Raw genomic sequence first — 18,875 nt, forward strand, 5'->3', positions numbered from 1 at the left:
ATTTTACTCCATGCTTTCTGTTTTTTGCCATAAAAATGCCCCCAAATAGTGTCTAACTTTTTGGGGGCAGTGCATTTTTGTAGGGCTCTTTTATTTTTTATGCACACTGCCAACAGGCAACAGCAAACTCCTTAAAATGGAAGATCGTCCTCGTCAGGTGCTGAGCTGATATCAACCTGTGGCGCGTATTCAGGCGCAGTGTTGTTGTTAGCCCCGCTCAATACATTCACTTTCCATAACTGCAATGAGTTAAAGTAGGTTTTTTTGCCTGTTTTGTCGGTCCACGGACGGCCTTTCAGGTTAAAGAAAACCTCTATATCGTCGCCAACCCGTAGATTGTCCAGCAGACTGCAACGGTCCTGTATAGCTTCAAATTTTAAATATTCAGGATACTGAGGGTTTTCTATGTATTCAACAATCAGTTCTCTTTTCTTCAGTGATTCAGTTACCTGGGCGGTAGGTGATACTTCGTGTACTTTACCCTTAATTTCCATATCTTCTTAAAAATTAAAATGTAAAGTTAATGGTTCAGAAATAAAATCACGGGTATTTAATTCATAAATTCGCCAACTTATTATGCAAGTTTTCCACACCGAGAGTAAAATCATTGTAACCTGCAATAAAAGGTTATCGCCCTATCTGCAAAGCGAGATCGAAGCGCTGGGCTTTACACCGGTCCGTGTTTTTCAAACCGGTGTCGAGCTGAAAGGTACTGTAAACGACTGTATTGCGCTGAACCTCAACTTACGCTGCGCCAGCCAGGTGCTGTACCTGCTGGAAAGTTTTACCGCTGCCAACCCACAGCAATTGTATGAGCAATTAGTGACCATAGAATGGGAAAAGCTGATCGATTTTACCGGTTATTTTTCGGTGACATCTAATGTTAATAACGAGCATATCACCACCCCGCTTTTTGCGAATGTGAAGGTGAAGGATGCTATTGTCGACAGAATAAAAGATAAAAAAGGGATCAGGCCGAATTCGGGCCCTGAACAAAATAAAACCGTTGTTCACCTGTATTGGCAGGATGATAGAGCCGAAGTATTTTTGGACACCTCAGGCGAGACTTTAGCCAAACATAGTTATCGCAAGATCCCCGGCAAGGCGCCCATGCTGGAGGCATTGGCAGCATCGACCATTATGGCAACCAACTGGGACAGAAACAGCACATTCATCAACCCAATGTGCGGGTCGGGTACTTTAGCCATCGAAGCTGCGTTATTGGCGACAGATAAAAGTCCTGGCTTTTTCCGGATGAATTATAGCTTTATGCATATCATAGGATATGAAGAAGAGGTCTTTTTTGTGGAACGCCGCAAATTGAAGGATAAAGGAAAGAAATCGCTTAATTTCAAGATCATCGCAACTGATTTGTCGGCTGATGCTGTTGACATCGCCCAGAAAAATGCAAAAACAGCGGGCGTAGAACATTTGATAGATTTTAGCGTTTGTGACTTTGCGGACACGATAGTACCCGATGAGGCCGGTGTAATTATGTTCAACCCGGAATACGGTGAGCGTTTAGGCACACATACCAAACTGGAGGCAACTTATAAGCGCATGGGCGATTTTATGAAGCAAAAGTGCCTGGGTTATCGCGGATATATTTTTACCGGAAATCCTGATCTTGCAAAAAGGATAGGTTTAAAAGCAAGCCGCCGCATAGAATTTTATAATGGCAAACTTGACTGCCGTCTGTTGGAATACGAGTTGTACGAAGGCACTAAAAGGGAGCCAAAGGACGAATAATTTTGTTGGTTGGTTGATTAAGAGAGTGGTTGACGGAGTTGTCAACTAAATCTAACTTAGTCAACTCAATCTAACCCAATCAACTAATTAATGAAGAAGATCTTATTATTAGCCGTTACCCTAATTATTTCAAGCTATTGTAAGGCGCAGCAGCAGCTGGCTTTCCCGTTCCAGGGGGGCAGCACAGCCATGACACAATTTTTTAAGGATAGTATTACTGTATCGCCTGAAATTATAAAAAGCAAGGCGACCGGCACTGTAATATTTAAATTCTCCGCCGACCAGAAAGGAACCATCCAAAAGCTGGTGATCTATTATGCTGACGACGCTATTTTAGCTCCGCCGCTTATAGAGGCACTAAAAAAATCGAATCATCATTGGGTAGTACCCGACAATGAAAAAACACACGATTTTATACTTTCATTTGCTATCAATTTCAATCCGCCGGCGGCAACTACGCCGTCGCCTCAGAAGGGCGTATACAATTTTTATCTGAAGAAGAAACCTATCCTTTCCACCAATCAGGTGCCTTTGGATAATGTGACGCTGTTGCCAGCTGTGCAGGTAAAATATAGCATCGATTAATCGATTGTCATGTTGCCCATTGGAAGCATACCTAACGGCACGCTATTCGTTTGTTATTTTATTCCTACAAAGCTTTTGCACCTACGGCGCATTAAAATACTCGCGTTCCTTACTACTCCCTATTGGGGTTAAATGTTGGTAGGAACAAATGAAAAGGAGAATCCTGTGCCGTAGGTCTTATGCGCTATATTTGCCAATCAATTTTTTCAATATGGAACACGCCCTGATCATCGAAAAAACACGTGATTTTGTACGCAAAACTTTAGAAAACGCTGAAGGCGGACACGATTGGTGGCATATCCACCGTGTTTGGCTCAATGCGCATCGTATTGCTGAGGACGAAGAAGCGGACATGCTTATTGTCGAATTGGCGGCGTTACTGCATGATATTGCTGACAGCAAATTTCATAATGGAGATGAAGAAATCGGCCCAAAAACAGCAGGTAATTTTCTTAGGGAATTGAATGTTCATGAGGGCATAATCATCCATGTACAGCAAATTATCCGGAACATCTCTTTTAAATCGGGTTTTGATCAGAAAACATTTCATTCAAAAGAATTAGCAATCGTTCAGGACGCGGATCGTCTGGATGCGATTGGTGCTATTGGTGTTGCACGGGCATTTAGTTATGGCGGTTTTAAAGGCAGGGAGATATTCAACCCTGAAATAGAACCTAATCTCAATATGACCAAAGAGGAATACAAGAACTCTGCCGCGCCAAGCATCAATCATTTTTACGAGAAGCTTTTACTGCTAAAAGATAAAATGAATACTGAAACAGGTAAAAAACTGGCTGAACAGCGTCACCGGTTTATGGAACAATACCTGCAGCAGTTTTTTGACGAGGCCGGGACTTATATGCAGAGGTAAAAAGGCGTAGCTTTGCCGAAGATGATGAAACTACAGGTTGAGCAGAGACTGGCATCGAAAAAGATTAATCCTACCGCCATGCGTATCCTGGTGCTGGAGCTGCTTTTGCAGCAAAATTCTGCCATCAGCATGAGTGATATTGAAAAAGGCCTGGAAACTGCCGATCGCATTACCATCTACCGCACATTAAAAACCTTCGAGCAAAATGGCCTGATTCATTGTATTGAAGACGGGACCGGCATCCCCAAATATGCCTTATGCGTAGAAGACTGTACCACACATGAGCATCATGACATGCACGTGCACTTCTATTGCAATTCCTGCAAGGAAACCTTTTGCCTGCCCGATCATAGAATTCCCGATATTTCTCTTCCAGCAGGTTTTTCGCCCGCCGAGTTGAATCTTATTGTTAAAGGCACCTGCGAAAAATGCACCCAATAATGCAATACCATTGCATTGGTTAATTGGCTTTCTTTGCGCGAAATTGAGTTGATGAAGATATTTTAGATTTATTTCAAATAAATTTTAGACTTATCTAAATTTATTATTAGATTTGACTAATAAATTAAATGATTGAAATAGTTAATATTACCTTAAAGCTGAAAATATATTTTCGCCCAAGCGCATGAAAAAACTGATACTTATCCATTTATTGCTGATTGCATTTGCTACTCATTCCTTTGGACAGGACACGGTAAAGCAGTCACGTTTTAGTTTACATTTTCAACAGACTATCATTACACAATATAAACCAGCATTCAGCGCTCCATATACCGGGCAGAATAGCTTGTTGCCTACAGAAGAGACACAAAGTTCGATCACTTCAACGCTATTTGGTGCAGCACGCTTATGGAAAGGTGCCGAAGCTTATTTCAATCCGGAAATATCAGGCGGTGCCGGTTTGAGTAAAACGTTGGGCGTAGCAGGCTTTCCTAATGGCGAAACCTTTAGAGTTGGGGCAGCTGAACCCAAAATCTATATAGCAAGACTGTATTTCAAGCAGAATTTCGAGTGGGGTAAAGAAAAAGATACCATTAATGATGATGCTAATCAGTTAGCCGGATTAAAAAGCAAACGGTATTTTTCAATTGCTATTGGCAAATTCGGCATGGCTGATTTTTTTGATGGGAACGAGTTTAGCCACGACCCGAGAACACAATTTATGAACTGGTCGCTGATGGATAATGCCGCCTGGGATTATCCTGCAAATACGCGCGGATATGTATTGGGTGCAACAGCAGAATTAGGCCAGCCTGACTGGACATTGCGGTTTGCTTTTACAATGGTCACCACGCAGGCAAACATGTCAACATGGGACCGACAGATAAGGAAGGCCAATACGCAAACACTTGAATTCGAGAAACGATACGCCTTGTCCGGTAAAAAGGGAACAGTACGCGTATTGGGATTTCTGAATAATGGTAAATTCGGAAGCTATCGCGAAGCGATTAATCAAAACCCAACTGCACCGGATGTGGATTCTACCCATGCCTATGGTCGCCATAAATATGGTTTCGGTATCAGCGCTGATCAATGCCTGGCGAGGGATTTCGGTGTATTTGCTAAAGTAAGCTATAACGATGGTCATAATGAAACCTGGTTCTTTACAGAAATAGACCGCTCAGTAAGTTTTGGCGCGGTATTAAAAGGGTCATCCTGGAAACGTGCTGATGATGAATTGGGATTAGCTTTTGTCGGCAACGGGCTTTCACGAGATCATCGCGACTATCTTGCGGCAGGCGGTTATGGGTTCTTAATTGGTGACGGGAAACTGAACTACTCGCCCGAAATGATAGCCGAGCTTTACTATAAAGTGAATGCTTATCAGAAAAAGATATGGCTATCGCCCGATTATCAGTTCATCCTGCATCCGGCCTACAATGCCGACCGAGGGCCGGTTAATGTTTTTGGCTTAAGGGCGCATGTGGAGTTTTAAACCTTTAATAAAATAATAGCTCTTATATTATTATGTTTGAAACGTCGTTTATATAAATTATGAAAAAATACCCGGCTACTTTAGTCTTATTGCTCATATTAGGTTCTATTGCTTTTGCACAAATAACCAAACACACGGTTAACAAATCAGCTGTTACTTTCCAGATAAAAAATCTTGGGATCAATGTTGGGGGTAATTTCAACGGTCTTAAGGCTGATATAAATTTTGATCCGGAGCACCTGGAAACAAGCAGTATTGAAGCATCCGTTCAAGCCAATACTGTTAATACAGATAACGAAACCCGCGACAATCATTTGAAAAGCGACAGTTATTTTGATGTAGAGAAATATCCCGAAATTAAAATGAAATCGGTTTCATTTAAACATAACAGCGGCAGTAATTATACAGGAACTTTTAATCTTACGATAAAAGATAAAACTAACCAGGTGCAGGTGCCCTTTACCTATATTGAAAATAGTAACGACGGGGAATTTAAAGGCACACTAAAAATAAAACGGAGCGATTATGGCATTGGCGGCAAAAGTCTGGTGATGGCTAACGACGTAACTATTTCAATAGACGTGTCTACCAGTAAATAATTAATCATAATTTAACATCAAGTTTCATTTATAAAAAGGACGTAATAACATACAAATTGTAACTTTACTTGTATGAAATTGCGTGTACTTGTTTTTATTAATGCCCTGGCAGTTGCTATCACCGTTTCGGCGGTCAATTATTACTTCAAACACAGTTGGTATGATGTGGCCGTTACCTTTGGCCTGACGCTTACGATTAGCTTTGTTACTTTTTATGTTCTGCTCGAAAAGTACATCTATTCTAAAATCAAGATTATTTATAAACTGATCCACAACCTGAAGCTGGGCCGTGACCTGCGCGATGCGTTGGGTGAGCACGTAAGCGCCGACCCGATTAATGATGTGGAGCATGAGGTACAGGAATGGGCCCGGCAGAAAAAGTCAGAAATAGATGAGCTGCGCAGGCAGGAAAAATTCAGGCGCGATTTTCTGTCGAATATTTCGCACGAATTTAAAACCCCGTTGTTTGCTATACAGGGTTATATCGATGCAATTATGGATGACGAATTTGAAGACACCGACATGGCCCGGCAATTCCTGGAAAAAGCGTCGAGGAATGTGGACAGGTTGAGCTATCTGATTAAAGATCTGGATGAAATATCCAAGCTGGAAACCGGAGAGATACCTATAAATTATACCAAATTCAAGATCAACGACCTGATTAAAGAGGTATTTGAGTCGCTTGAACTGAAAGCAAAGGAGCATAAGATCAAACTTGTCTTCAAGCAAAAATATGATGAACCGATACTGGTAAGCGCAGACAGGGAAAAAATCAGGCAGGTATTAGTAAACCTTATCGACAACTCATTCAAATATGGCAAAGAAGATGGCAGCACATCGGTGAGTTTGTTTGAGCTTCACGATCAGGTATTGGTAGAGGTTACGGACGATGGTATCGGCATCGAAGAAAAATACCTGCCCCGCTTATTTGAGCGTTTCTTTCGCACAGATACCAGCCGTTCACGGCAGATAGGCGGTTCGGGCCTGGGGTTGGCTATCGTGAAGCATATAATCGAAGCTCACGACCAGACTATTAATGTGCGGAGTACGGAAGGGCTAGGTTCAACCTTTGGTTTTACCTTGCAAAAGTCAAAACAGGCGCTCCCGTTTCCAGTAATCCCGGCATTAAAGAGTTAACATTATCTTAACATTGTAAACATTACCTTTGCAGAAATTTAATATAAACAGGCCTCAAAAGACCTTAATACATATCAAATGTCACTAAATAGTATCTTCCAGTATTTTGTTCCGAAAGACAAAAAAATATTTTTCCCATTATTTGAACAGGCAGCAAATAACGTGGTTATTATGTCCAATGTTCTGGTCGAAGCGGTCAACGTAAGCGATTCGGTTACAAGGGAAGATCTTTTTAAACAAATCGACAAATTAGAAAATAAGGGCGACGAACTTACACACCAGATATACCTGGAATTGGGCAAAAACTTTATCACGCCATTTGACCGCGAAGATATTCATGCCCTGGCAACAGCGATTGATGATGTGGCCGACTTTATACAAGGTGCAGCAAATCGTATGAGCCTGTATAGGATTGATGATTACAACGAGCACATTCGTAAGTTGTGCGATTTGATCCAGCAAGCCTCGCAGGACCTTGAAAAAGCTGTACGCGAATTGAAGGACCTGAGAAATGTAAGAAATATAGCCGATTCATGCATTAGGATAAACAGCGTGGAGAACCAGGCTGATTATGTATTTGACCGTGCCGTAGCCGACCTGTTTTTATATGAAACCGATGCTATTCGCTTGATAAAATATAAAGAAATATTGGCAGCATTGGAAACAGCGACCGACCGTTGTGAGGATGCAGCAAACGTAATGGAATCAATTTTAGTTAAAAACGCCTAATTTCACTGAATGGTCACCTCATCACTGGTTGTAGTAATTTGCCTGGCGTTATTATTTGACTATACAAATGGCTTTCACGATGCAGCCAACTCCATTGCAACCATAGTTTCTACAAAAGTATTAACTCCTTTTCAGGCTGTGCTTTGGGCGGCCGCGTTCAACTTCATTGTATTTTTCTTTATTAAAGAGCACAAAGTAGCCAATACAGTTTCTAAAATAGTAGTGGAGCATTTTGTGACGATACCCGTTTTATTGGCCGGTCTTATAGCCGCTATTAGCTGGAACCTGATCACCTGGTGGTTTGGTATACCATCCAGTTCGTCGCATACGCTGATAGGAGGTTTTGCAGGCGCAGGCATCACCAATGCCTTATACATGGGTTCGTCAGCAGCTAGTGCGGTGAATATGGGGTATATCCTAAAAATCATTGCCTATATCGTTCTGGCGCCATTTTTGGGTTTGTTATTTGCTTATATCGTCACCATTATTGTATTGCACTTAAGCAAAAACTCAAGGCCATCGAGTGCCGAGAAATGGTTTAAAAGATTACAACTACTCTCTTCAGCTGCCTTAAGTTTTGCTCACGGTGGCAACGATGCGCAGAAAGTGATGGGTATTATTTATGTTGCGCTTATTGCCGCTAAGGTTATTCCGTCTGGCAGTCATATGCCCGATTGGGTCCCACTGGCTTGTTATACTGCGATTGCATTAGGTACACTTTCAGGCGGTTGGAAGATTGTAAAAACCATGGGCTCGCGCATTACCAAAATCACTCCACTGGAAGGTGTAAGTGCGGAAACTGCAGGTGCAATCACCCTGTTTTTTACCGAACATTTTGGCATACCAGTTTCAACTACGCATACTATCACAGGCTCTATCATAGGTGTTGGGCTGACCAAACGACTTTCAGCTGTACGCTGGGGGGTAACCATCAACTTGGTTTGGGCATGGATCATTACCATTCCTGTTTCGGCATTGATTGCTGCCGGGGTATTTGCCTTACTGCGGGTAATAGGTTAATTTTACGCCCGAACGTTTAATTCATCATCCTATGAAAAGAGTATTTATGTCATTGCCCCTTCTAATAGTTGGTGTCAGTCTAAGCAGTTTTGATACTTACAAACCTACCCCAAAATCTGAGTTTTATCCGCAACTTGTTCCCTCAAATCTCGAAATTGGCAGTGCACTTAAACAGGCTCTGCAACAGGGCACTGCTAAGAGCGCCGATCAGCTGTCTGCTGTAAATGGCTTCTTTGGCAATGCTGCTGTTAAAATACTTTTTCCGCCCGAAGCTAAAAAGGTCGAAAAAACATTACGTGGCATGGGTATGAATAAGCTATGCGACAATGTTATCCTTTCGCTAAACCGTGCGGCCGAAGATGCTGCAAAAGATGCCAAGCCTATATTTATTGATGCCATCAAAAAAATGACGCTACAGGATGTATCCGGGATATTACTTGGGCAACAGGATGCAGCAACACAATATTTTAAGCGGACTACCACCGCTGCATTAGCTGTTAAATTTAAACCGACCATAAAAGCCAGCCTTGACAAGGTAGGGGCCACCAAATATTACGGAACTGTAGCCAGCGAATACAATAAACTGCCATTTGTAAGGCATCTGAATCCGGATATTACCGATTACGCTACGCAGAAGACTATTGACGGGCTATTTGTTGAAATTGCACAGGAGGAATTAAAAATACGCCAAAATCTGCCAGCGGCCCGGTCGACACCATTACTGCAAAAGGTGTTTAATTTTGCTGATAGGAAGGCGAATTAATATATCAGTGATTAGTTAACCGGTTATCTGCTAATCAGTAAAAAAATAGCGACAGGTTTCATACCCGTCGCTATTATATTTTAAGCTGCCCATAATCAGTCATAAGTTAACTGATCACCGGTTAACTGACTACTGATTATCCGGTGCCTCAGGTTTTTCAGGCGCCTCAGGTTTGCCTATTTCTGGTTTCTCTGGCGCTTCTGGCTTACTTATTTCCGGTTTTTCAGGAGGTTCTGGTTTTTCCGGTTTATCCATGTTCATATTCATATTCATGTTCTCATCCAAGTTTATTTTAAAGTTCATGGCATCGCGTTTCATTCGCTCCATTTTCCTTTTAAACTCGGGTGATTTCATGTAAGCTTTCATCCTGGCTTCGGCCTTTCGCATATCTTCTTTCATTCGTTTCATATCAGGGCTATTCTGATAGGCCCGCATTTGTTCGCCCAGCCTTCTCATATCCTCTTTTACCTTTTCCATGTTGGGGTTATGGTAAGCCTTTTTCAGACTATCACCCATCAGGCGCATATCGTCCTGTGCCTTACGCATTTCAGGCGAATCATAATGGGCCTTCATCTGTTCGCCCAATTTCTTGATTTCGGCTTCGCGTTCTTTTTCTGCAGGCGATATATGTGACCTTAATTCTTCCTGATATTTTTTGTAATTTTCGTTATCCCTGAACTCGTAATCGTTGTTTCGATCATGCGGTATGCCGTATTTTTTCTCTAACTCTTCATTTAATTTTTTGAATTCAGGCGTGCTGTAGTACTTGCCAATCTCGCCGCCCAGTTCGCCCATACGCCCGCTTAGCTTGGTAGATTCGCTGTTCTCACCCCAGTTTTTGCTAAAGTTGGCCGATAGCTCCTGCATCTTATCCTGCAATTCCTTTAGCTCTGGCTTATTATAAAAGTCACCCATCTCTTTCCCTTTTTCACCCATTTCTTCGGTCAGCTTCTTAAACTCGGGGCTGTTATAATATTTACCGATGGCTTCTCCATATTTTCCAACTTCAGTCGAAAGTTTTTCAAGCTCTTTGTCGTCGTAGGCGTAGCCATAGGTATCCCATTCTTCGGCATGTTTGGCCTTTACCGTTGCTTTTTTAGCAGAAACCGATTTGTGATGATAAGTGCTGGTTTTCTTTTTTGTCGTATCAGCAAACAGGGTGCTGATGATGGTCGGTTTTATCTTATTGAATGATATTTTACCGTTCGCAATGGTCGGGTTCAACCATGCAAGGCCCGTTACGCTGGCTACAAGCAGCGAGAGGGCGAGTAATATATGGCGTGTATTGCCAATAGGTTTCTTCGTTTTCATGATGCGTTCAATTCTGTTTAATAAATGGTACTTTTTGCCCGTAGCTGCTAGTGCTAATTGCCATTCCTGCTGACGGGTCTGTTCTAATTTCAATAGTGCATGCGCATACACTAAAGGTTTTTTAGAGGCCTCTATTACAATATCATCGCAGCTGTTTTCCCGTTCGTGATTAATGATGCGATTGATCAATTGTGCAAATGGATTAAAGAACAACAATACCGACATAGCCTGTTGGGCCAGATTGATCAGGTAATCGTTGCGTTTGATGTGTGCGAGCTCGTGCAGGATGATGATCTCCATCTCCTCGGCTGACAAATAGGTAGATAAGGTAAAAGGTAGTAAAATAACCGGTTTAAAGTAACCCACCATGCAGGGGGCCTCAACCATGCGGCTTAGTCCGAAGCGTACTTTATCGGTAATGTTGAGCATTTTTACAAACTGGTCAACCTTCAGTTGCAGTTGTACATCGATGCTCATGGTTTGCCTGATATGGTTAATCTTTTTACGTGACCATACCAGTTGACCGGTATTAAACAACAATCCGATCATATATACAATCGTAACATATGGCATCAGCCATTCGATGGCGTAGTTATACCTTGTGCTTAAAGTGGCATCATGCCCTAAATGCAAAGGCATTCCAAAAACAGCAGGCAAAATATCTTTATTATGAGCATTGATAACCACCCATGTATGATTGTTGATTTCGGTAGATAGGGTATAAATGAACCATACCGTAATCCACGCAAGTCCGGTCATCGCTACATTATGCCTGGTAGCGGCCGACAACTGCGGGAATAGCAATATAATGAGGCGTAGTCCCAGGTATACAAATAATCCTTGCCATAGGGAGTGGATAACGGCAACACCCACAACCTGACTGATATTATATAAAGTAGTTTCCATAACAGTAAACTCTAATTTCTAAACTCTAAAGTTGTTTAACTTATCAATTCACTAATCTCTATTGACCATTCAACTCACTACTTTCCAAACTGATCCAGGTACTTCTTAATCGCATCAATCTCGTCTTTTGAAGCCTTATGATGCCCAAGCGCCTGAATCACCAAATCAGAGGTAGACCCTTCAAAAACTGTCGACAGAATTTTATCCAGTGCACTGCTTTGTGCTTTTTCCTGTGTATAGGTGGCACGGTACACATGTGTTTTAGATGTCGTGTCGCGGGCTACTAGTCCCTTTTCATCCATTATCTGCATCAGCTTTAAAGTGGTGGTATAGCCTGCGCCCTTAGTCTTTGCCAACTCCTCGTGCACGTCCCTTACGGTTGCCTGCCCCATTTTCCACAATACCTGAAGTATTTCTAACTCGCTTTCTGTTGGTCTGATTTCCATGTTCTTAATCTATATACGAATTCCTTCGTACAAATATCTACGACAAATTTCGTAAATGCAAATATTTTTTAAACTTTTTTATTTTTTGATTTACGAACTAATAAAAAGACGCTCATGAAACGTTTTCGTTACAAAAATTTTTTGTGCAACATTTTGTTCATACCGCCCTCTCTTAAGATATAAACTAAGAAGTATGAAAAAACTTGCATTGCTCTTTTCCCTTTCCTGTCAGATCGCCATTCTTTCAGTAAAAGCAAAGTCTATTAGCGCTGCACCCGATTCGTTCATTTATCACCAGGTGGGCAACAGGGCTTTAAAAGCATATGTGTTTAAACCAACAGAAGACGGGAAACGACATCCAGCTATCCTATTATTTCATGGGGGTGCCTGGCGTCTGGGCGATGCTTCGTGGACTTTTGGCCGTGCAAAGGAATTTGCCGATAATGGTATGGTAGCAGTTTGTATCGATTACCGTTTGGCTAACGATGGCTTATCGCCCATCGATGGAGTTGAGGATGCCTGTACCGCTTTTGCGTGGGTAAGAAGCAAAGCTGATGCGTTTCACATTGATACGAAGAGGGTTGCCGGTTATGGGCTTTCGGCGGGAGGACATTTAGTTGCGGCAGCCGCGTTGATACCTGCCATTAGAGGAGTTAAAATCGATGCGAATTGCCGACCCAACGCTATTTTATTATATTCTCCGGCGCTGAATATGGCGCGCGACCCCTATTTTGGTGCTTTAATGAAAGGTAAAGGTAATCCGGCACTGTACTCGCCGTCTGAATATATCAGTAAAAGACTACCCCCTACATTAATTATACAGGGGCAACAGGACAGTATTGTTTATACTAAAGATGCACAAGCTTTCCATGATGAAGCAGTTAAAGTCGGCGCCAAATGCGAATTGCATATTTATCCCGGCGTAGGCCATTTACTGACACGGAATATAAAAGTTCAGTATAAAGATTTTGATTCAGACCCGGCAGATCAGAAAGATGCACATCAGCGCGAAGATAATTTCCTGGTGGATTTGGGTTATATCAAGAAGCAGTGATTGGTTAACCGGAGATTGGGATTTGATGATCACATTTTAGAGTTTAGAAATTAGGATTTAGAATTTCCAATCCTAGTTACTCGTCTTAATCGTCAAATACTTATTTCCATTGGCCGGGTCTGCCTGAGAAAGTATAGTAACCGCATCATTCTTTTCGCGGTTATCGCCTTTGGTGAATATCGAGATTAGTTCAGAGTTTTTTGCGGTGAAGAATAATAGCGGCAACATAGCGCCAAGCCTGGTCCGATCAACTTGTTGCAGGGAAGGTAGTGCATCCGAAATAGCTTTGCGGCCTTTTGCGGCATTATCCGCCATTTGGTCCAAACCATTGCGGTGATAGTCATAGGTAAATTCGCGTAAACCCAAATAAGCCTTGTTATTCAGATTCTCGGACAACCAGTAACGATTCACGTTTCCATCAAAGGCCTTCCACCCTTTGCTCGATCCCGCCTGGGCATTGGTCACTACGGTTTGTGCTGCTAAAAAATAAGGAGTTCCGCCCAGGCGTGAAAAAGTATCATAATCCATCCCAATAATGACATAAGCATAAAATGCCATTACCGAGGTTAGGTTGCTTGAGTAGCTTTGATCGGTAAAGTCGATCGTTTGGCCCTCGGTATACACAAAATCAAAGTCCTTATCATTAACATTTAAAATGGGTGTGTTGTAACTGGCATTGTAGACTGGCCGGGTCGACTGTATCTGAAGTTCTCCGGTAAAATTGCTGCTACCATCCCAGCTAAGTATATTTAATACAAAATTGCATTCGATCCGCTCGTTGGGCAGAATATTATCTGACGTCCATTTACGGCCATTCAGGAAATCCTTCATAGCAGTTTCCAGCGACTGGAAGATATGTGTATTAGTAGTTTGTATTTTACCGCTGATCACTTTCACGCGTGCGTTCAGGTCCTGCGCCTTTGCGGCAAAAGCAAAACACATCAGTAAAATATAAACGCTCAGCTTTCTCATGCTTTTATTAATTCGGCTACTTTATAGCAAATATCTTTCGCTACTTCGTCCTTATCTTTCAGCTCAAAAGTTGTTTTCTGCAACTTATGGTCAATAATGGTTATTTTATTGGTGTCGGTTTTAAAACCCGCGCCTTCGTCATTAAGCGAATTTAACACAATAAAATCAAGATTTTTTCTTTGCAGCTTATCAATCGCATTTTTCTCCTCATCGTTGGTTTCCAAAGCAAAGCCGACTAAGATTTGTCCTTTCTGCTTTTGCTCGCCTAATGTTTTTAAAATGTCAGTTGTTTTTTTCAGCTCGATGTTCAGATCGTTATCCTGTTTCTTGATTTTTTGAGCAGATACATTCACCGGCGTAAAATCAGCCACCGCTGCCGACATGACACAGGCTTTTACACCCTTATAATATTGAAGGCAGGCTCCTAGCATATCCGCTGCGGAGGTAACATCAATGCGCTTGATACCCCGCTGCTGGCTTGTTTGCGACGTCGGTCCCGTCACCAAAACAACCTCAGCACCCATAAACGCAAATTGATCGGCAATAGCAAATCCCATTTTACCGGATGAGTGGTTGCCAATAAAGCGTACCGGGTCAATCGCCTCGTGTGTAGGCCCGGCGGTAACCAATATCTTTTGATTAACTAAAGGGAGCTTTTTTTTTATATCGTCTGTCAGGAAGCTGACGATCTCCTCTGGTTCAGCCATTCGGCCCTCACCATATAATCCACTGGCCAGTTCACCGTTCCCTGGCGGGACCATGATATTGCCATAACCTTGTAACTGCTGAATATTTTGCTGAGTGGCCGGGTGCTTCCACATATCCAGGTCCATTGCCGGAGCAAAATATACCGGGCATTTGGCTGATAAATATACTGCGGTAAGCAGATTGTCGCTTTGTCCGCTGGCCATTTTAGCGAGGGTATTCGCACTTACCGGAGCGATTAGTAAGAGATCCGCCCATAATCCCAGCTCTACATGATTATTCCATTCACCGGTTTCGGTATTGGAATATTCAACCAGTACAGGTTTTTTTGAGAGCGTAGAAAGTGTTAACGGAGTAATAAACCCGGTGGCGTCCGGCGTCATTACTACCTGAACTTCCGCCCCGGCTTTAATCAGCAGTCGCACAAGCGAAGCAGCTTTATAAGCTGCTATGCTACCACATACGCCCAGGACGATTTTTTTATTCTGAAGCATAAAGCCAGATTCGGGTATACTTAAAAAAGTAAAAATAACAAAAAACTCCCCAAAGGGGAGTTTTTATATCTAAAGCTTTCCGGCTTATTATTGCTCTTTTGCCGGATTACGGTAATATACCTTGTCTTCTAAAAACTCCTGGATCGCTACCAATGAAGGTTTTGGCAATTTTTCGTAGTGTTTAGAGATTTCTATCTGTTCGCGGTTTTCAAAAATTTCTTCCAGGTTATCATTTGATGAAGCAAATTCAGAAAGCTTTTGGTGCAATTCTTCCTTTACATTGTTTGATATCTGGTTGGCTCTTTTAGCCATAATAACGATCGATTCGTAAATGTTTTCAGTCTTTACGTCCAGATCGCGCAAATCACGTGTAACGGTGCTGCTTGCTACGGTTGTTTTATTTGGAGTATTGCTCATATCAATTTTTAATTTGGTATTTTCTTGTTCAAATCCACTTTTTCTGACGGAGGTTGGCTGGTTACGGTATCCTTTTTCTCAAACCTGCGCATATATTTTATATCGTTAGCTTCCTCTTGTAATTGTCTTTTTGCACTTGCTACGCCCGATTCGCTATCCTTTTTGTACGATTGAGCATCTCTGAGGTATTTGCTGGTTGGATATTTATCGGCAAATTGCTGTTCATAGGCGATAACCTGGTTAAATCGGTCAACCTGACTGTAAATGCGGCTGTGCGTAGCATATAGGTATTGTGATTTAATAGTCAGGTAGTCTATTTCTTCAGCATATTTAGTATCGGGATAGTCACGCAGGGTATTACTGAATGCAATTACTGCTGAGTTATAGTCGCCGATAGTTAAGTACAATTTAGAGTTCTCAAATGATTTTCTTTCCAATTTATCGCGCAGGTTCTGAATTAGCTTCCCTGCCTCGGCCACACGCTCACTTTTCGGATACAGGTTGATAAACAACTGTAAGGATTCAATGGCCTTAGTAGTATTTTCCTGGTCAAGCGAATAAATGGGCGAATCAAGATAATAGCAATAGGCTTCCATGAATTTGCACTCTTCAGCCCGCGTACTTTGCGGATAGGTGTCAGAGAACGTCTTGAAGTGATATCTCGCAGAAGTGTAATCCTTCAGGTTATAGTTTGCGTAGGCATAGTAGTAATAAAGGTCTTCGGCCTGCGCCTGTCCGCGATAACGCTGAACGAGTGTTTCAAAGAGCTCCAATGCCTTGCTGTATTTCTTTTTATTGTAAAGGGCCAACGCAGCCTGGTATTTTTTAGCATTGTCATTGCTCGCTTTTAGCTTTTCGAATTTGCTTTTACAGCTAACAGATGCTAAAACAAACAATATCAAAAGGATGGATAATGTAGTGCGCTGTTTTTTAAACATTTTGCAAAGATACGGTAATATTATAAATCAGTCAATTATTTATTTGTCAGCTAATATAGATGCCTTGATTTAACTTAAATGCATAACGCGGTTTTATTTAACATCTTTTAACGCTTGATGAAATATTTAAACTCACGCTAACATATGGCTGAAATAGATACTTATTAGATGATTAAACTTTGCACGTGAACCCAAAGGAAACTGAATTTCTGAAGCAGATCGAGCGTAACAAGGGCATCTTGTTTAAAATATGCAGAATATACCAGGACAATGCCGAAGCTCAGTCTTTTATTTTTCAGATTTTATCTCTTTTATAAATCCATTGGACAATATCAGCTGAGTATTGTCGATAGTAAGAAAAAAATCGCCTATGAACTTTAACTTAAAACAGAGATTTACAAAACATACAGCTTTTCTGCGATGCCTTTATCTGTTCTGACCGCACCTGCTTTAATAGCAAGTAAAATAAGGTTCGATCATTTGAACAATGCCGTCTTAACGAATAGTAGTCCTCTTTCTTTCCATACGATGCTGTAGGTATTCGTTACCATACTGCTATCATTTGTCATTACTTATATATGCATCAATATTCATGTACGCCTGAGTTAGGGTAAATACCTAGCTTACCTGAAGCAAGTAGTGGACGATCCGGGGGAGCTGCCCAGATGTGAGATTTGCGATCTGAAGTTCTTAGTTAACTGGGCATTTAAGGTGTTTATACATTTTTCAGCTGTTATTTTTCGGCGAGGGTCCGCAATTCAAATTGGCCGTTGGATCTTGCCGGATGAGTATCCCACTATCCGCAACTACGCCTGATTTGCGAGTTTTAAGGCTTATAAATAACTTGATAGGTTGCGTATTAATTCATTATATTTATATAACCAATTACTATTGACCAGGTGACATATAAAGAGTATAAATTTGCTTTGGAAGCAGATAGAATTATTGCCGGCCGGCCGGTTAATACCTTTATGAGAAGGATAAAGTTATTTTTTGTCCCTGAACATATTGAGATATTCATGCACCTTTTAAGAAGATTCGAGTATCTTTCTGATAAAAAAGGGTTTTTCCAAAGACTGTCACTGGTAATAACCAGGTACAGATTTCATAAAATAAGTTTAAAACTAGGATTCTCTATTTACCCAAACGTTTTTGGTCCGGGGCTTTACATACCTCATTATGGGACAATTGTTGTTCATGGTCATACTAAGGTGGGTGCCAACTGTGTCTTGCATACGTCTACCTGTATAGCCGGCGCGGAACCTAAAATGATTGGTGATAATGCCTACATATCTACAGGGGTGATTATTTCGGGAGCTGTCACTATAGCCGACAATACCACTATAAGCGCCAATTCGTTTGTGAATAAATCGTTCTCAGACAGCAATGTTCTGATCGGGGGCAGTCCTGCAAAGATAATTAAACAAAAAAATGCCTGGTTTGAATGCGAAGAGGATAAAAGATTTGCCTCTGCAGTGAACCAGATAAAAAGACTGCGTGAAACTATACTTGCAACTATAATTCTTGTTCAGCTATCAGAATTACCCTTCATAAGTTAAAGTTACAGACATGTATATGGTATACCTCTTTATTTGAGTTAAGGTATACATTTGCTTATATGAGCGGTTTTTGATTCCGGTTTAATGCCTTCGCAGAAAAATTTCCTGCTGATTTGCAAAGTGTTATAAATACACTTGTGCTTTTTATTTTACAAGAGCTTGCGCAAATCAAAAATCTGCTTACCTTTGCAGCCCGCAAAAGAGGAAGCGGGTTGTTCTCTGAGGCTGATTGAAAGTGAAAATTAAAAATAAAAAAAATAATTTTTGCAGATAAGAAAAAGGTTTCTACCTTTGCAGTCCCAAAACGAACAGGGCAAAAAATCAGAAGCGATTTCTGATTAATAGAATTGAAAAATTGATCGTTTAACAGCGATAAATTATAATCCGAACCGCGAGGCAAGGACACAAAGTTCTTTAGAAGGCGAAATAATAATTATGAGATGCAGCGAATTGATGAGGTCTCCGGACTGAATCAATTACAATTCTTTTTATAAAGCGAGATAGACAAGGCGTAATACTGTATAAAGATACAAACGTGGGAAAGCAGCAATGCTGGAACACAATACAGATTATAAAATGATTCTATTGAGTAAATAGGGTCAGTAATCAAACAAAACATTATACAATGGAGAGTTTGATCCTGGCTCAGGATGAACGCTAGCGGCAGGCCTAATACATGCAAGT

Annotated in this window: 19 protein-coding genes and 1 rRNA gene; 13 read left to right on the forward strand and 7 right to left on the reverse strand. The window is 41.4% G+C overall.

The genetic code is table 11. The annotated features are described in order from the left end of the window. Positions 1 to 131: 131 nt before the first annotated feature. The gene (locus tag Q3A68_RS22960) at positions 132 to 494 is read right to left on the reverse strand and encodes a DUF3127 domain-containing protein (protein WP_302903492.1); all 363 of its coding nucleotides are present in this window, start codon (positions 492 to 494) and stop codon (positions 132 to 134) included. An 82-nt stretch (positions 495 to 576) separates the two neighbouring features. Here Q3A68_RS22960 and Q3A68_RS22965 point away from each other — a divergent pair, with 82 nt between their 5' ends. The 10 genes from Q3A68_RS22965 (at position 577) to Q3A68_RS23010 (ending at position 9,389) form a co-directional block, all read left to right on the forward strand. Next, the gene (locus tag Q3A68_RS22965) at positions 577 to 1,749 is read left to right on the forward strand and encodes a THUMP domain-containing class I SAM-dependent RNA methyltransferase (RefSeq protein WP_302903493.1); all 1,173 of its coding nucleotides are present in this window, start codon (positions 577 to 579) and stop codon (positions 1,747 to 1,749) included. Positions 1,750 to 1,839: 90 nt separating this feature from the next. Then, the gene (locus Q3A68_RS22970) at positions 1,840 to 2,334 is read left to right on the forward strand and encodes a hypothetical protein (protein WP_302903494.1); all 495 of its coding nucleotides are present in this window, start codon (positions 1,840 to 1,842) and stop codon (positions 2,332 to 2,334) included. Positions 2,335 to 2,545: 211 nt separating this feature from the next. After that, the gene (locus Q3A68_RS22975) at positions 2,546 to 3,205 is read left to right on the forward strand and encodes an HD domain-containing protein (protein ID WP_302903510.1); all 660 of its coding nucleotides are present in this window, start codon (positions 2,546 to 2,548) and stop codon (positions 3,203 to 3,205) included. 21 nt (positions 3,206 to 3,226) lie between these two features. Continuing rightward, positions 3,227 to 3,646 (forward strand): Fur family transcriptional regulator, encoded by a 420-nt coding sequence (locus Q3A68_RS22980; RefSeq protein ID WP_302903495.1) that lies wholly within the window; start codon positions 3,227 to 3,229, stop codon positions 3,644 to 3,646. A gap of 184 nt (positions 3,647 to 3,830) precedes the next feature. Beyond that, a complete protein-coding gene (locus Q3A68_RS22985; protein WP_302903496.1) occupies positions 3,831 to 5,141 on the forward strand; it encodes a carbohydrate porin in 1,311 nt (436 codons plus the stop codon). Positions 5,142 to 5,200: 59 nt separating this feature from the next. Further along, a complete protein-coding gene (locus tag Q3A68_RS22990) occupies positions 5,201 to 5,740 on the forward strand; it encodes a YceI family protein (protein ID WP_302903497.1) in 540 nt (179 codons plus the stop codon). 72 nt (positions 5,741 to 5,812) lie between these two features. Further along, positions 5,813 to 6,877 carry a sensor histidine kinase gene (locus tag Q3A68_RS22995; RefSeq protein ID WP_302903498.1) on the forward strand — a complete coding sequence of 355 codons (1,065 nt, stop codon included), beginning with the start codon at positions 5,813 to 5,815 and terminating at the stop codon, positions 6,875 to 6,877. Between the two features lie 78 nt (positions 6,878 to 6,955). Then, positions 6,956 to 7,606 carry a DUF47 domain-containing protein gene (locus tag Q3A68_RS23000; protein ID WP_302903499.1) on the forward strand — a complete coding sequence of 217 codons (651 nt, stop codon included), beginning with the start codon at positions 6,956 to 6,958 and terminating at the stop codon, positions 7,604 to 7,606. Between the two features lie 9 nt (positions 7,607 to 7,615). Next, positions 7,616 to 8,626 carry an inorganic phosphate transporter gene (locus tag Q3A68_RS23005; RefSeq protein WP_302903500.1) on the forward strand — a complete coding sequence of 337 codons (1,011 nt, stop codon included), beginning with the start codon at positions 7,616 to 7,618 and terminating at the stop codon, positions 8,624 to 8,626. A 31-nt stretch (positions 8,627 to 8,657) separates the two neighbouring features. Then, on the forward strand, positions 8,658 to 9,389 hold the full coding sequence (locus Q3A68_RS23010; RefSeq protein ID WP_302903501.1) for a DUF4197 domain-containing protein: 732 nt from the start codon (positions 8,658 to 8,660) through the stop codon (positions 9,387 to 9,389). A gap of 129 nt (positions 9,390 to 9,518) precedes the next feature. Here the strand turns inward: Q3A68_RS23010 and Q3A68_RS23015 are convergent, their stop codons facing one another. After that, positions 9,519 to 11,606, reverse strand: a complete 2,088-nt coding sequence (locus Q3A68_RS23015; protein WP_302903502.1) for a M56 family metallopeptidase — start codon at positions 11,604 to 11,606, stop codon at positions 9,519 to 9,521. A 77-nt stretch (positions 11,607 to 11,683) separates the two neighbouring features. Further along, a complete protein-coding gene (locus tag Q3A68_RS23020) occupies positions 11,684 to 12,052 on the reverse strand; it encodes a BlaI/MecI/CopY family transcriptional regulator (RefSeq protein WP_302903503.1) in 369 nt (122 codons plus the stop codon). Positions 12,053 to 12,245: 193 nt separating this feature from the next. Between Q3A68_RS23020 and Q3A68_RS23025 the strand changes: the two genes are divergently transcribed. Further along, positions 12,246 to 13,106, forward strand: coding sequence for an alpha/beta hydrolase (locus tag Q3A68_RS23025; RefSeq protein ID WP_302903504.1), 861 nt, complete (start codon positions 12,246 to 12,248; stop codon positions 13,104 to 13,106). 72 nt (positions 13,107 to 13,178) lie between these two features. Here Q3A68_RS23025 and porD read toward each other — a convergent pair whose 3' ends face one another. The 4 genes from porD to Q3A68_RS23045 all read right to left on the reverse strand — a co-directional run bounded on the left by porD (position 13,179) and on the right by Q3A68_RS23045 (position 16,632). Continuing rightward, complete coding sequence (gene porD, locus Q3A68_RS23030) at positions 13,179 to 14,078, reverse strand: type IX secretion system protein PorD (protein WP_302903505.1); 900 nt, start codon at positions 14,076 to 14,078, stop codon at positions 13,179 to 13,181. Further along, positions 14,075 to 15,277, reverse strand: a complete 1,203-nt coding sequence (gene coaBC / locus Q3A68_RS23035; RefSeq protein WP_302903506.1) for a bifunctional phosphopantothenoylcysteine decarboxylase/phosphopantothenate--cysteine ligase CoaBC — start codon at positions 15,275 to 15,277, stop codon at positions 14,075 to 14,077. Before coaBC ends, porD begins: the two co-directional genes overlap by 4 nt. 87 nt (positions 15,278 to 15,364) lie before the next feature. Further along, a complete protein-coding gene (locus Q3A68_RS23040; RefSeq protein WP_302903507.1) occupies positions 15,365 to 15,694 on the reverse strand; it encodes a DNA-directed RNA polymerase subunit omega in 330 nt (109 codons plus the stop codon). Between the two features lie 8 nt (positions 15,695 to 15,702). Then, positions 15,703 to 16,632 carry an outer membrane protein assembly factor BamD gene (locus Q3A68_RS23045; RefSeq protein WP_302903508.1) on the reverse strand — a complete coding sequence of 310 codons (930 nt, stop codon included), beginning with the start codon at positions 16,630 to 16,632 and terminating at the stop codon, positions 15,703 to 15,705. A gap of 971 nt (positions 16,633 to 17,603) precedes the next feature. Between Q3A68_RS23045 and Q3A68_RS23050 the strand changes: the two genes are divergently transcribed. Then, positions 17,604 to 18,191, forward strand: coding sequence for a hypothetical protein (locus tag Q3A68_RS23050; protein WP_302903509.1), 588 nt, complete (start codon positions 17,604 to 17,606; stop codon positions 18,189 to 18,191). 622 nt (positions 18,192 to 18,813) lie between these two features. Next, positions 18,814 to 18,875 (forward strand): 16S ribosomal RNA (locus Q3A68_RS23055); the annotation flags it as partial.

This window comes from Mucilaginibacter tolerans (genome assembly GCF_030519375.1).
In the GTDB taxonomy this organism is placed as follows: Bacteria; Bacteroidota; Bacteroidia; order Sphingobacteriales; family Sphingobacteriaceae; genus Mucilaginibacter.

Bases quoted from the DNA above. Each gene is read 5' to 3' on its own strand.
- Q3A68_RS23025 (WP_302903504.1), top strand. From the start codon at position 12,246: ATGAAAAAACTTGCATTGCTCTTTTCCCTTTCCTGTCAGATCGCCATT.
- Q3A68_RS22980 (WP_302903495.1), top strand. From the start codon at position 3,227: ATGATGAAACTACAGGTTGAGCAGAGACTGGCATCGAAAAAGATTAAT.
- coaBC (WP_302903506.1), bottom strand. From the start codon at position 15,277: ATGCTTCAGAATAAAAAAATCGTCCTGGGCGTATGTGGTAGCATAGCA.
- Q3A68_RS22965 (WP_302903493.1), top strand. From the start codon at position 577: ATGCAAGTTTTCCACACCGAGAGTAAAATCATTGTAACCTGCAATAAA.
- Q3A68_RS23040 (WP_302903507.1), bottom strand. From the start codon at position 15,694: ATGAGCAATACTCCAAATAAAACAACCGTAGCAAGCAGCACCGTTACA.
- Q3A68_RS22975 (WP_302903510.1), top strand. From the start codon at position 2,546: ATGGAACACGCCCTGATCATCGAAAAAACACGTGATTTTGTACGCAAA.
- Q3A68_RS22960 (WP_302903492.1), bottom strand. From the start codon at position 494: ATGGAAATTAAGGGTAAAGTACACGAAGTATCACCTACCGCCCAGGTA.
- Q3A68_RS22995 (WP_302903498.1), top strand. From the start codon at position 5,813: ATGAAATTGCGTGTACTTGTTTTTATTAATGCCCTGGCAGTTGCTATC.
- Q3A68_RS23005 (WP_302903500.1), top strand. From the start codon at position 7,616: ATGGTCACCTCATCACTGGTTGTAGTAATTTGCCTGGCGTTATTATTT.
- Q3A68_RS23010 (WP_302903501.1), top strand. From the start codon at position 8,658: ATGAAAAGAGTATTTATGTCATTGCCCCTTCTAATAGTTGGTGTCAGT.
- Q3A68_RS22970 (WP_302903494.1), top strand. From the start codon at position 1,840: ATGAAGAAGATCTTATTATTAGCCGTTACCCTAATTATTTCAAGCTAT.
- porD (WP_302903505.1), bottom strand. From the start codon at position 14,078: ATGAGAAAGCTGAGCGTTTATATTTTACTGATGTGTTTTGCTTTTGCC.
- Q3A68_RS23045 (WP_302903508.1), bottom strand. From the start codon at position 16,632: ATGTTTAAAAAACAGCGCACTACATTATCCATCCTTTTGATATTGTTT.
- Q3A68_RS23015 (WP_302903502.1), bottom strand. From the start codon at position 11,606: ATGGAAACTACTTTATATAATATCAGTCAGGTTGTGGGTGTTGCCGTT.
- Q3A68_RS22990 (WP_302903497.1), top strand. From the start codon at position 5,201: ATGAAAAAATACCCGGCTACTTTAGTCTTATTGCTCATATTAGGTTCT.
- Q3A68_RS23020 (WP_302903503.1), bottom strand. From the start codon at position 12,052: ATGGAAATCAGACCAACAGAAAGCGAGTTAGAAATACTTCAGGTATTG.
- Q3A68_RS23050 (WP_302903509.1), top strand. From the start codon at position 17,604: ATGAGAAGGATAAAGTTATTTTTTGTCCCTGAACATATTGAGATATTC.
- Q3A68_RS22985 (WP_302903496.1), top strand. From the start codon at position 3,831: ATGAAAAAACTGATACTTATCCATTTATTGCTGATTGCATTTGCTACT.
- Q3A68_RS23000 (WP_302903499.1), top strand. From the start codon at position 6,956: ATGTCACTAAATAGTATCTTCCAGTATTTTGTTCCGAAAGACAAAAAA.